This window comes from Stenotrophomonas sp. STEN087, from assembly GCF_056759115.1.
In genome coordinates, this window is record NZ_JBRRCR010000103.1 from 1 (window position 1) to 12,637 (window position 12,637).

Below are 12,637 nucleotides of genomic sequence, written 5' to 3' on the forward strand. Positions count from 1 at the left end.
GGGGGTCTGGGCCCCCCCCAAACCCCCGCGCGCCCGGGCCGCGCGCGGGCGCGGCCCGGCGTCCCCCCCCGCGCCCCCCCCGGCCCCGGGGCCCCGGCCCCGGCGGAAATACCCTGCCGCGTTACAACGCTTCCAGGCTGCACCACGGCAGTTCGGGCAGGCCCTGCCCGGCCACGGCCGCGGCCAGATGCGCGTCGGCGCCGTCCACGTCGATGCCCTGGCGGCCGTACCACGCGGGGTCGTAATAACTGTGCGCATAGCGCTCGCCGGCATCACACAGGATGCTGACGATGCTGCCCTGGTGGCCGGCTTCGCGCATCCACTGCGCGGCCTGCAGCACGCCGATGAAGTTGGTGCCGGTGGAGCCGCCGACGCGACGCCCGACCTGGCGGCTGACGTAGCGCATCGCCGCCAGGCTGAGTGCATCGGGCACCTTCACCATCGCATCGACGCTGGTCGGGATGAAGCTCGATTCCACCCGCGGCCGGCCGATGCCTTCCACGCGCGAACCGCCGCTGCAAGTCAGCCCGCGCCATTCCGGCTCGCCTGCCACGGCGGCCTGGTAGCCCTCGAAGAACACCGAGATTTCCGGGTCGGCGCAGAGGATGCGGGTGTCATGCCGGCGGTAGCTGACATAGCGGCCGAGGGTGGCCGCGGTGCCGCCGGTGCCGGGGCTGCACACGATCCATTCCGGGATCGGGCTGGGCTCCTCGGCCATCTGCTTGAAGATGGATTCGGCGATGTTGTTGTTGGCGCGCCAGTCGGTGGCCCGTTCGGCGTAGGTGAACTGGTCCATGAAATGGCCGCCGGTCTCGCGGGCCAGCCGTTCCGAATCGCAGTTGAGGTCGCAGGCGCGCTCGACCAGGTGGCAGCGGCCGCCGTGGAATTCAATCGCGGCGATCTTCTCCGGCGAGGTCGTTGCCGGCATCACCGCGATGAACGGCAGGCCCAGCAGGCGCGCGAAATAGGCTTCGGACACCGCGGTCGAGCCGCTGGACGCCTCGATCACCGGCCGCCCCTCGCGCAGCCAGCCGTTGGCCAGCGCGTACAGGAACAGCGAGCGCGCCAGGCGGTGCTTGAGGCTGCCGGTGGGGTGGCTCGATTCATCCTTGAGGTACACGTCGATGCCCTCGAACCCGGGCAGTGCCAGCGGGATCAGGTGGGTATCGGCGGAACGGTTGAAATCGGCTTCGATCTTGCGGATGGCCGCGGCCACCCATTCACGCTGCGACATGGCGGGCAATCGTTGTCAGGACGGAACGGTGCGATCCGTCCATTGTACGTCGCAGTGCCGTCAGGTGGCGGCCGGTAGAATGACGCCATCCGGCCATCACGGCCCTGTCTGAAGGACCTTCCCCCATGACCCTTCCCGCCCTGCGCGATATTCCCGGCGTGGCTGCCCAGGCCCCGGCCGAAACCCACGGCTTCGTGTTCAACCACACCATGCTGCGGGTCAAGGACATCACCGCCTCGCTGGACTTCTACACCCGCGTGCTCGGCTACCAGCTGATCGACAAGCGTGATTTCGCCGAAGCCCAGTTCAGCCTGTACTTCCTGGCCTACGTGCCGGCCGGCGTGGCCGTGCCGGAAGACGATGCCACCCGCCGCGTGTGGATGGCCGGCCTGCCGGGCGTGCTGGAACTGACCCACAACCACGGCACCGAGACCCAGGATGGCCCGGTCTACCACGACGGCAACAGCGACCCGCGCGGCTTCGGCCACATCTGCGTGTCGGTGCCGGAACTGGAATCGGCCTGCCAGCGCTTCGAAGACCTCGGCGTGCCGTTCCAGAAGCGCCTGACCGATGGCCGCATGAAGAACATCGCCTTCATCAAGGACCCGGACGGTTACTGGGTCGAGATCATCGCCAACGCCTGACCGGCCGCGCCAGGCGCTCGCCGGGCATGGCCCGGTGCTACCACAGCGGTCCCCTTCTGAAGAGGTACGCATGGAAACGATGGAACTGCATCGCGGGCGCCTGATCGACCACCTGCAGCTGGTGGTGCGTGACCTGGCCGCCAGCCGCCGCTTCTACCAGGCCGTGTTCGATGCCATCGGCATCCCCATCGCCGGCGAAGGCCCGGACTATTTCTGGGCCGACGAACTGTTCATTTCCACCGCCAGCAGCGAGGCGGCCGCCGGCCAGCTGACCGGTCGCCATCACCTGGCATTCCAGGCGCGTGATGCGGCCACGGTCGATGCCTTCCATGCTGCCGCACTGGCGGCAGGTGGCACCGACAACGGCGCGCCGGGCGAGCGGCCCTACCACCCGGGTTACTACGGCGCCTTCGTGCTCGACCCCGATGGCAACAACATCGAAGTGGTCTACCACGGCCCGGCGACCTACAGCGCCGACTCGGTGAAGGTCAGCTTCTGATTGCCGCGCTGCGCGCTCGCCGGGCATGGCCCGGCGCTACCAACGAAGAAGCCGGGCAATGCCCGGCTTCGTCCGTCCTGCACGGCCGCCTCAGTGGGCGGCCATGTAGATGTCCTGCAGCACGGCCTTTTCCAGCTCCAGCTCGCCCAGCAGGTTCTTCACGATATCGCCCAGGCTGAGGATGCCGACCAGCGTGTTGCCATCGGTGACCATCAGGTGGCGGCGGCGCGAGTACGTCATCAGCGACATGGCCTGCTTCAGGGTGGCTTCCGGCGCAATGCCTTCCAGGCCGGTGGTCGGCACGGTGGAGATCACCCGGCGGCCGGCCTGCGGGCCGTCGTCGGCCAGGCTGCGCACGATGTCCTTCTCGGAGATGATGCCGACCGGCACCCCGTCCTTGATCACCACCAGGGCAGCGATTTTATTCGCGCTCATCTTGTGGGCGGCGGCACCGATGGTGTCTTCCGAATCGATGGTGATGACAGCTTCTTTCTTGGATTGCAGGAGTTCGCGGACGTTCATTCTTGTTTCCTGGTGCAGGTCACTGAAGTCAAAAAGTGTGCTCTTCCGAATCGCCCCCTCCCCGGGAACAGACCTTTCAGCGCACGTCTGGCGCACGGTGCCGGCAGGTAACTGCATCGGCCAGCACGGTGCTGCAACGCGAACGAGGCCGGTGAAGGAAAACCCGCAGGGGCCTCGGACGATTCGATTCTACGACTGCCCTGCGCGGCCACTACCGGCACCGATGGGACGCTTCGTCGTGGAACCTGTCGACGATTCCGAGAATCGCACCTGCGGTAAAACCGGCGCTGAATACAGCCCTTTCAAGCCGCTCAAGTTCGCACCCGCGCGGCCGACGCACGCGCAACCGCCCGACCGTGCAAAGTCAGGGGAACGGTCGCCAGCTGCCGAGCACCGCCTCGGTGGTGTACTGCGCGGCCTCGTCACCGGACAGGTGATGCGACCACGCCACGCGTTCTTCCGGTGAGGCACCGGCACCGACGCTGCCGAACTCGCCGTAGTAAGTGGTACGTTCGGCATCGGGCTTGTCCCAGTTGTGCCAGCCAGCCTGCACGATGTGCGGGCCCAGGTTGGACTGCAGGAATACCGTGCGTGCGAACGGCCGCCACGGCCGCCCCAGGTAGGCGGTGCCCATGCCTTCGCCACGCAGCAGCGCGCGACGGAACACGTAGCCGAAGCGCTGTCCTTCCGGCGTGGATGCCGCGGTGATCCAGCCCAGCTTGCCCTTGGACACGATCGTGCAGTCATCGAACAGTGCGGTGGCCGCGCCGAAGATGAAATCCACCGTGCCTTCGATGTAGCAGTCCTTGAAGTGCAGCACGCTGCCTTCGTGCGTGTAGAGCGTGTCCTGGTTGCCGAGCAGGCGCACGTTGCGGAAGCCGCCGCGCGGCGGTGCGGCATACAGCGCCAGTGCCTGGCCGACGTTGCCGGCGGTGTTCTCGATGGTCAGGTCTTCGGCGATGAACTCATCGCCATACACGTACACCGTGGCCGAGCCACTGGTGCGCATCGCTTTGCCGGTGGCCGGGTCGACCAGGTCGGCGTAGTTGTTCCAACTGAGGATGGACGCACCGGGGCCGGCCCCGCGCAGCGTCACCCGGGTCTTTTCCTTCGGCACCTTCACCACGCCGCGGTACAGCCCCTCGCGCAGCACGATGACCTGGCGCGTGCGGTTGCCATCGGGAACCGCATCGATGGCCGCCTGCACGCTGCGGTAGTCACCGCTGCCATCGGCGGCCACCACCCAGTCGCGCGCGGCGGCAGGCAGCGCGGCCAGCACCAGCAGGCCGGCCAGGGGGAGGGAGAAACGGCTTAGCTGCGGCATGCGGCGTCCTGCGGGCAAGAGGGACGAAGGGCGGCCGGCGTTGCGTGCCGGCCGCGATCCAGGGGCAACGATCAGAACTTGTAGCGCAGGCCGAGCAGGAATTCGCGGCCGGTCCGGGTGTAGGTCAGCGGCAGTTTCCATGCCGAGGTACCCACCCACTCGTTGCTGGTTTCATTGGTCAGGTTGATGCCTTCCAGGCTGACTTCCAGATGGTCGTCGATCTTCCAGCTGATCGAGGCATCCACCGTGTCCACCGCATCCATGCCGTGGAAGCTGAAGCCCTGCACGCTGGCCGGCACCTGGGTGTAGTAGCCGTCGCGATGGGTGTAGGACACGCGCGCGCCCAGCTTCTCGCCTTCGTAGAACAGCGTGCTGTTGTACGAATTCTTCGACAGCCCGGTCAGGTCGGTCTTCAGCGAGGCCGCACCGGTGGAGGTCAGGTACTGGATCTGCGAATCGACCCAGGTGTAGTTCAGCTGCAGGCCCAGGTTGCTCCAGCGTCCCGGCAGGAAGCTGAAGGGCTGCACGTAGTTGAACTCGGCACCCTTGAGGTCACCACCGGGCGTGTTCAACGGACGGGTGAAGGTGAAGTCTTCATTGGGCGACACGCCGGTGCCGTCGAGCAGGCTGGCCGGCAGGCCACTGGCACTGAACGGCATGACCGTGCTGGTGCCCTGCACGAAGCTTTCGATGTCCTTGTGGAACAGCGCCAGGCCGAGCAGGCCGCCTTCCTGGAAGTACCACTCCACGCCCAGGTCCAGCGTGCGTGCGCGGATCGGGTCCAGGTTCGGGTTGCCGCCGTTGACGTAGCGGTGGCCGCTGGACAGGCTCAGCGTCGTGCCCGGGGTCAGCGAGGACAGACCGGGGCGTGCCATCACCTTGGCCGCACCGAAGCGCAGCATCAGGTCCGGTGACAGCTCGGCCACCAGGTTCAGCGACGGCAGCGTATCGGTGTAGTCGCGCGACACATGGGTCAGCACCATCGCGCCATCCACCGTGGAATAACCGGTGGAGGACTGGGTGGTCTTGACCCGGCGCACGCCCACGTTGCCCGACACCGGCACGCTGCCGACATCGAAGCCGAACTCGCCCATCAGCCACGCGCCGCGGTCACGCTCTTCCACGCTGCGGCGGGTCGCGTTGCGTTCGTACAGCTGGTAGATGCCCTGCCCGCTGTAGATGCCCAGCAGCTGCGACAACGCGGCCAGGTCGGGCACGGCCCAGGCATCGGGCGAACCGGCCACGCCGCCCAGGCGGGCGATGTCGACCAGTGCCGCCGGCACCGTGTAGCTGCCATCGGCGAACGCCGGCACCACGGTTTCGCTCTGCCGGCGGTACTCGCTGGTGTCGAACGTGTAGTCCTTGGCGAGCAGGCCGCCCCGCAGGGTGAACGACGGCCCGAAGTTCCAGGTGAAATCCAGCGCGCCGTTGTCGAAGCTGTTGCTGGCGTACTGCGGACGCAGGCGCACTTCGGCCAGGGTCCAGCCGCTGGTGTCGGTGGGGTCGATGCCGTAATTGAAGGTCGGGTGGGTGACGCTGTCGCGGAAGTCGTAGCTGTAGCCGGACACGTTGGCCTTGTCCATGATCAGCGTGGTCTGCACCGGGTTGGCGTGCTTCGAGCTGGAATGGCCGGCCAGCAGGTTGACCTTGAACGCATCGCTGAAGCGATGTTCGCCACTCAGCGAGACCTGCTTGAAGGCAGTGTTCCACTCATCGCGGCGCTGTTCGGAACGCACGCCGGCACCATCGAACAGGCCGTACAGCAGCGCGCCGGACGTGGGATCGATGTAGCCGTCGCGCAGCACCATGTTCTGCTTCTGCGCCGAGTAGGCAAACGAGATCGCCTCGATGTACTTCTCGCTGCGCACGGTATCGATCTTCGAATACAGCGCGTCCAGCGCGAACTCGGTGTTGTCGGTCGGCTTCCACTGCAGCGAGGCGGTCACGCCCAGGCGCTTCTGGTCGTGTTCCAGCAGCGTGTAGCGCGGGAAATACGGGTGCCACACACCATCGGCCAGGCCGGCGGTGAACGGCGAGCTGGGGCTGAAGCCGCCGTTGCTGCTGGCGCTGTACCAGCGGCCGGTGTTGCTGCCTTCCTCGCGCACGCGGCGTTCGGAATAGGCCACCGACAGCAGGCCACCGAAGCGCCCGTCGGCCCAGGTATCGGCGATCAGCGCGGCCGCACGCGGGCTGGCCTTCTCGGAAAGATCATTGAAGCTGCCCTGCCCGCTCGCCGCGAAGGTGAAGCCGTCGTAGTCGAACGGGCGCGCGGTGCGCAGGTCCACGGTGGCACCCAGCGAGCCCTCTTCCACGTCGGCCGAGGCGGTCTTGCGCACGATCAGCTGCGAGAACAGGTCCGAGGCGAACACGTTGAAGTCGAAACCACGGCTGCGGTTGGTGCCGCCGGACTGGTCGGAGCCGCCGACGGTGGTCAGCGCTTCCAGGCCGTTGATGCGCACACGGGTGAAATCCGGGCCGAGGCCGCGCACGGAGATGTTGCGGCCTTCGCCGGCGTCGCGGGTGATGGTCACGCCGGGGATGCGCTGCAGCGATTCGGCCAGGTTGAGATCGGGGAAGTTGGCGATGTCCTCGGCCACCACCGCATCGACCATGCCCTTTTCAGAGCGCTTGATGTCCAGCGCCTTCTCCACGCTGGCGCGGTAGCCGGTCACCGTCACCGCATCCAGTTCGGTGGGGTTGGCCGCGGCGGTGTCCTGGGCGGCAGCCGGGCCAGCCAAGGCCAGCACCGCACTGGCCAGCGCGCTGGCGGCCAAGGTAACCGGTGTCTTTTTACGATTCAGCCTGTGCGTCATGAAAATCCCTTGCAATCACTGCTACTGGCGGTCGAGGGTGCCTATCAAGAGATGACACCGGGGGACACGAAACGTAGCAGCGTCATGGAACTGACACATCATGCGGTGCAGCAAGACAGCGGCAGGCACCCGCAAGTGCCTGCCCACAAAGGAAAGTCGCGCCCCGCCCGGCAAGCCGCCAGGCCGAGGCTCAGGCCGTGTGCGCGGCCAGCGGCACCGGGGGCGGCAGGGGCCGCGCCCGGGTCGCCCACCAGCACAGCAGCGAGCCTGCGGTCACGAAGGCCACGCCCTGTACGTAGCCCATGCCCGGGTGCAGCGACAGCCACACGCTGCTCCACAGCACCGACAACACCGGGGCGAAGTAGGAAAAGATCGCCATCGAGGTGACGTTGCCGTGCTGCAGGCCATGGTTCCAGCACGAATAGGCGGTGGCGGTGAGCAGGCCGAACACCGCCACCTGGGCCAGGCCGCCCCAGTGCAGGTGCAGCGGCGGCGCATCGCCCAGCGCGTACTTCAGCCACAGCACCGCGGCGGTGGCGATCATGAACAACGGCACCGCGTTGCGCGAACCGCCGATGCGCCTGGTCACCAGCGAGTAGCTGGCCCACATGCACGAGGCGGCCAGCGCCAGTGCATAGGCCAGCGGGTTGCTGCGCAGGTTGGCCAGCAGCATCGCCGGCGACCACGCGCCTTCGCCGGTGATGACCAGCACCACGCCCAGCAGGCACAGCACGGTGGCCGGCAGCAGCAGCCAGTTGCCGCGCTGCATGCGGGTCAGCACGGTCAGCAGCACCGTCAGGCACGGCCACAGGTAGTTGATCATCACCAGTTCCAGCGCCTGCCCACGGTGGTGGGCCAGGCCGATGGACAGCGACAGCGAGATCTCGGTGCCGATGAACAACGCACCGCCGATCAGCAGATAGCGTCGCGGCAGCTGCGAGGGTCGCGGAACGCCCAGGATGAGCGCCGAGAACACGGCAGCGGCAGTGAAGATCAGGGCGGCGCCACCAACGGCACCGAAGATCTCGCTGATCGTGCGCAGCATGCCCAGGGTCGGGCTCCACAGCAGCACGGCGCTGGCGCCGATGAGGGTCGGAAGATGGGGTGACGCGGAGGCGCGCAGGGCGCGGAAGCCGTACATGGGGGCGACGACAACAGAAGGCGATCGATTGAAAGGCACGCGCAGCGATGCGCCCGGCCCCGACAGCGGGACAGGCAGGTCATGCGGACGCGTGGGTCCTGGGGAGTACGCTGGTCCGTAGCGTCGTCCCCGGAACGCCCCGGCACTGTGCGTTGCAGGGGGGTACGGCGGGAGGCGGGTTACAGCAGCCGACTGGCCGAAGCGGATTGTACGCTTTCGATGCTGCGCCGCAATATCGTCCTGTTCATCCACTCACCTTTGCGTAAAATTCCCGCCCCCACGCAAAATGACTGTCATGACGTTGACCCCCACCCGGATGTTCGCCCCGATTTTCGCCGTCCTGCTGGCTGCACCCACGGCGCATGCTGCAACGACCATCGACGCAGCGCAGTGGCAGAAGCTGGCACCCACGCTGCAGGCTGCACTGGAATGCCGCGCGGACCCGGATGCCGCAGCCAAGGCCCTGGCCGGCCTGTCGGTCAACCTGGATGGCACCGACGAACCGATCAAGCCGCCGGTGCCGTTCACCGTGTTCGGCCTGCAGGTCCGCTCGTTCTCGGTCTACATCGATCCCGACGGCGACCTGGGGGCCAGCTACACCAGCACGCTCTCGGCCAATGCCGCAGCGGTGCGCAACGCCTCCAAGCTGGGCAGGAAGCCCGAGCGTGATACCAGCATGGGTGTGCTGTCGATCGCCCAGGATGGATCGGCACAGCTGACCTGCCTGGTCTATGGCGCCTACGACGAGCGCGACTACCAGGAACCGTAAGCGACCCGTGGCGTGCGCAGCAGCCCTGTTCCGGCAGGGCTAGCGCGCGCTTCCTTCCACATACGGGCGCGACTGCAGGATCAGCACCTCATCGCCGACCACGGCCCATTCAATGTCCTGGTCGGCACCGCCCAGCGCCTGCCTGGTACGGGTACCGATGCGCGCCAACCGTGCAATCAGTGCATCGGTCAGCACCTGCCGCGAACCGGTGATAGGCACCTCGCGCACACCGCCACCGGCACGCGCCACCAGCTGGGTGTCTTCGGCCGACCGGCTCAGCACCTGTACCGCCTTCGACCACGATGAGTACATCACCTGCTCGGCCTGGCGTTTGCCTTCCACCACGCGGATGCCCAGCCCGCGCTTGGCCGAGATGTAGGTGACGTGGCGGCGTGCGGCATCGAAGGGATCGCGGGTGATCATCACCCCGGAGCTGTCCGATGGTGCGGCCACCTGCACCAGCACGGCCATCGCCACCGCATCCTGCGGCAGGCCCGCCGCCGTACGCGCTTCGTAGGCCTCGAAGTTGTAGACCGACGCCCAGACCGTCTGCACCGCCTTGGCTACCGCCTCCATGCGGGTCACGTTGGGCACCGTGGTGTACAGCCCAGCCCCGCTGAAGCCGGGCAGATCCTCGGAATTGGACGAGCTGCGCACGAACACCGGCGCGCCCTGCAACTGGTCGCGCCACTGGCGTTCCAGCGCACGCACGAAGGCAGCATCGGCCGGTGCGTTCTCGATCTGCGTACGCAGCGACGCCAGCGCATTACGTCGCACCGCCGGATCGCTGTTGAACCCCGGCCGCTGCTGCAGTTCGCGCAGGCGTTGCGGCACCTGCAGCCGCTGCTGCATGGCCTGGTACTGCGAGAACGGAATGCAGAAGCCATCGGGCACCCGTGCCGCCGGTGGCAGCACCGCACGCAGCGTGCCGAGGTTGGCGGCCTTCACCCCGCAGTGCGAGCTGTCACGCGCACGCAGCGCCTGCAGCGGCTTCAGCGCCACCACGGCCAGGTCCGGGCGCGGCAGGCTGCGCTGCACAGGGCGTGCGGCAGTGGCAGAGGGCGTGCGTGCCGGCCGCGCCAACGGGGTCACCCGGTAATCGCAGCCGGTCACCTCCAGCGCCACCCAGCGACCGTCGTACTGGCGCAGCGCGTCCTGCGCATCGCGCACGTAGACGTTGGGAATGCCCCAGCCCTTGGCCAGCAGGTTGACGTGCGAGAGCAGGGTCGACGGCCGCTGCGTCACCAGCCCGGCGACCGGGGCCAGCGCGATCGGCACCTCATCCAGCACCGGGATATCGCGCGGCGACAGCGTGGCCAGCTGCGCCTCCGTGCGCACGATGCGCAGGCGCCCCTCCGCCTTCCCGGTGTTCAGCGGCAGGAAGCGCTGCTCACGCAGCAGGGCCTCCTGGCTGACGTAGGCCAGCTTCATCTCGCCCGCCAGCTGCTCATGCGCGGTGGAATTGGTCTTGAAACGGATCGGATCGGCGAACGAGGCGCGCAGCACTGCATCGGCCTCGCGCAACAGCGGCGAGGTCAGCTGGTCGCCTTCCCAGAATTCGTAGGTGTATCCCGGCAGGTCCTGCTGCCAGGCCACGGTGCCGAACAGGAAGCGCCGCTGCGGGTCACGGTACTGCGCGTTCACCATGGCCTTGTCCATCGAGCGCAGCAGCCGCTGCTGGCGCACGAACTGCTCGTGCAGGCCGTGGCGGCGCGTGTTGACGTAGTAGATGCGCCCGTTCTCGCGCCGGTCGATGACGAAGATCAGATGCGGCATTTCCAGCGCCGTGCCGGCGTTGTAGACGCGGGCCATCTGCATGAACTGTGCGCGGCTGTCGATGCGCGGAAGATAGTCCGGCCCTTCGGCCGGCTGCTGTGCCGCGTCAGGGCGATGCTCATACGCCGAGGGCTTGCGTGCGGTCTGTGCCAGCGCGGGTGCGGCGCAGGCCAGCAGCAACAGCAGGGTCGCGCGGTACCAGAAGGTATTCATACGGGATCGGTCCTTGATGCCGCTACGGAGACAACAGGGTACGCGGTCCGGTGGCGATGGCCCATCAGCCATCGCCACCTCGAAACGGCTCGCCTACCTCACTTCGAACAACGCCCGCGCTGGGCCAGGCTCAGCTGCGCCACCTCGCGGCGGCCCTCGGCCTCAGGCATCACCGTCAGCTTGGCACCACCGACGAACACGCCCATCTTGATCGACTGCTGGATGAAGTAGTTGCGCCCCGCTTCGGTGTACAGCTTGACGTCGTTGGGCGAGAACTCCGATTCGGTGGAGATCACGTGTTCCTGGTTGCCCGGCACCAGGGTGTAGAAGAACACCTTGTTGGCCGTCTCACCCAGGCACTCGCCATCGATGCGCAGATCCGTCTTCAGCGCCTGGCCGACGAAGGAGTTGCGGTACACGTACACGCCCGCCTTGCCCTCCTCCGGAACCGGGAAGCTCTTGGCCACGTCTACCTGGCCCTTGTCCGACATCGGAACACTCGCACACCCGGACAGCAGGCTGATCGCCGCTGCCATTGCAACCACGTGCCACTTGCTCATCTACAGCCCCCTGTTATGCGTGCCATGCACGCGGATTGAATTCTGGAATCGCACCCGTGTTGAACGGGCGTGGTGGATCGACGCCCACCTCGACGCTGCGGCGGTTGCGCAGGCGGGTGGACGGATCGGGAAATCAAGCGTGGCGCGGGCATCCTCCGTGATGCGGGCAGCGGCGTGAGCGGATGGTGCCATGTCGGCAGGGAGCGTCGCAATCGGCTCGCCACACCCTCTGCCTGCAACAAATCGCCTGGTTACAACACTTTCGAACTTTCCAACTTTTCTCATTGGCGGCCAAAGCCATCCATGCGAAACATGGACCGCCACCGAAAGCGGGTGGCACGGGCTTGCAATCCCGTTTGAACTACCTAGCAGTTACGCTTGTCTGTCGGCGCCATCCTCTGTGGATGGCGTCGGCAGACATTCTGCCCGCGCACCTATGGCGGGCGGCGCGTGGGGGCCTCGTGCCCGCCGGCTTTCCGCTAGGTTGTTCACCGGTATTGCAACCACGCACCGTCCGCCACCCTCGCCGTTAAGCGGGGTGGCTCCTTTGCCGCATGCATGAGGAAGCCGCCATGAGCACCACGCGATACCCGTATCTGTTCGCCACCCTGGGCGAGGCCGCCAACGCGCTGCCCGATGAGCTCGCCCAGCCGCTGGAAACCACCCTTGCTGCCCAGCAGGCCGATGATGGCATCACCCTGCTGGGTAACCTGCGACGCATCCGCCAGGTGGACGCCGCCGATGGCCAGCCTTTGCAGCGCAACGGGCGCAGCGTGGGGCTGTGCATGGCGCTGGCGCGCATCAACCGGGCAAACGCCGGGCTGACCGTGCTGCTGGAACTGCTGCACGCCAGCGAGCGCGTCCGCGTGGATGGCGACGAAGCGCAGCAGGTCGGCAACGACGTGCGCGAAGGCCTGCTGCTGGCCTGCCGCGGGTTGTCCGAATATGTGGATGTGCAGGTGCACGCCGCCTGAGGCAGCCCGCCGGGCATGGCCCGGCGCTACCGATGTTCGCCGGGCATGCCGTAATGCCGATGTTGGGCGGCGCCGGGTAGCGGCCGGCCCAGGCCCGCGCCCAATTGCCCCGCCGGGGGGTCTACACCCAGAACCGCATTGGGAGGGTGGGCGGCGTGTGGACGGCAC

The 12,637-nt window shown here is 67.3% G+C and carries 11 protein-coding genes; 4 read left to right on the forward strand and 7 right to left on the reverse strand.

Annotated features, from left to right (window positions below; translation table 11 throughout):
* Nucleotides 1-121 precede the first annotated feature (121 nt).
* Nucleotides 122-1,234, reverse strand: coding sequence for a PLP-dependent cysteine synthase family protein (locus ACVOK1_RS18450; protein WP_481562873.1), 1,113 nt, complete (start codon nt 1,232-1,234; stop codon nt 122-124).
* A 125-nt stretch (nt 1,235-1,359) separates the two neighbouring features.
* On the opposite strand from ACVOK1_RS18450, the gene gloA reads away from it, so the two are divergent.
* Together gloA and ACVOK1_RS18460 are read left to right on the forward strand one after the other, a co-directional pair.
* On the forward strand, nt 1,360-1,878 hold the full coding sequence (gene gloA, locus ACVOK1_RS18455) for a lactoylglutathione lyase (RefSeq protein WP_108770072.1): 519 nt from the start codon (nt 1,360-1,362) through the stop codon (nt 1,876-1,878).
* 70 nt (nt 1,879-1,948) lie between these two features.
* Nucleotides 1,949-2,377, forward strand: coding sequence for a VOC family protein (locus tag ACVOK1_RS18460; protein WP_108770073.1), 429 nt, complete (start codon nt 1,949-1,951; stop codon nt 2,375-2,377).
* 90 nt (nt 2,378-2,467) lie between these two features.
* Here the strand turns inward: ACVOK1_RS18460 and ACVOK1_RS18465 are convergent, their stop codons facing one another.
* From ACVOK1_RS18465 to yddG, 4 genes are all read right to left on the reverse strand, one after another.
* The gene (locus ACVOK1_RS18465) at nt 2,468-2,899 is read right to left on the reverse strand and encodes a CBS domain-containing protein (RefSeq protein WP_053461435.1); all 432 of its coding nucleotides are present in this window, start codon (nt 2,897-2,899) and stop codon (nt 2,468-2,470) included.
* 364 nt (nt 2,900-3,263) lie between these two features.
* Nucleotides 3,264-4,223 (reverse strand): pectinesterase family protein, encoded by a 960-nt coding sequence (locus tag ACVOK1_RS18470; RefSeq protein WP_481562874.1) that lies wholly within the window; start codon nt 4,221-4,223, stop codon nt 3,264-3,266.
* Between the two features lie 71 nt (nt 4,224-4,294).
* Nucleotides 4,295-7,036: a TonB-dependent receptor gene (locus ACVOK1_RS18475; protein ID WP_481562875.1), complete on the reverse strand. Its 2,742-nt coding sequence runs from the start codon at nt 7,034-7,036 to the stop codon at nt 4,295-4,297.
* A gap of 190 nt (nt 7,037-7,226) precedes the next feature.
* Nucleotides 7,227-8,177: an aromatic amino acid DMT transporter YddG gene (gene yddG / locus ACVOK1_RS18480; RefSeq protein WP_481562876.1), complete on the reverse strand. Its 951-nt coding sequence runs from the start codon at nt 8,175-8,177 to the stop codon at nt 7,227-7,229.
* A 295-nt stretch (nt 8,178-8,472) separates the two neighbouring features.
* Between yddG and ACVOK1_RS18485 the strand changes: the two genes are divergently transcribed.
* Entirely contained in the window at nt 8,473-8,946 is a 474-nt protein-coding gene (locus ACVOK1_RS18485) for a hypothetical protein (protein WP_481562877.1), read from the forward strand.
* 39 nt (nt 8,947-8,985) lie between these two features.
* On the opposite strand, the gene ACVOK1_RS18490 is transcribed toward ACVOK1_RS18485, so the two are convergent.
* Together ACVOK1_RS18490 and ACVOK1_RS18495 are read right to left on the reverse strand one after the other, a co-directional pair.
* Entirely contained in the window at nt 8,986-10,935 is a 1,950-nt protein-coding gene (locus ACVOK1_RS18490; RefSeq protein WP_481562878.1) for a PEP/pyruvate-binding domain-containing protein, read from the reverse strand.
* Between the two features lie 98 nt (nt 10,936-11,033).
* Nucleotides 11,034-11,495, reverse strand: coding sequence for a DUF2846 domain-containing protein (locus ACVOK1_RS18495; protein ID WP_481562879.1), 462 nt, complete (start codon nt 11,493-11,495; stop codon nt 11,034-11,036).
* A 572-nt stretch (nt 11,496-12,067) separates the two neighbouring features.
* Between ACVOK1_RS18495 and ACVOK1_RS18500 the strand changes: the two genes are divergently transcribed.
* Nucleotides 12,068-12,469 carry a hypothetical protein gene (locus ACVOK1_RS18500; protein ID WP_481562880.1) on the forward strand — a complete coding sequence of 134 codons (402 nt, stop codon included), beginning with the start codon at nt 12,068-12,070 and terminating at the stop codon, nt 12,467-12,469.
* Nucleotides 12,470-12,637: the final 168 nt, after the last annotated feature.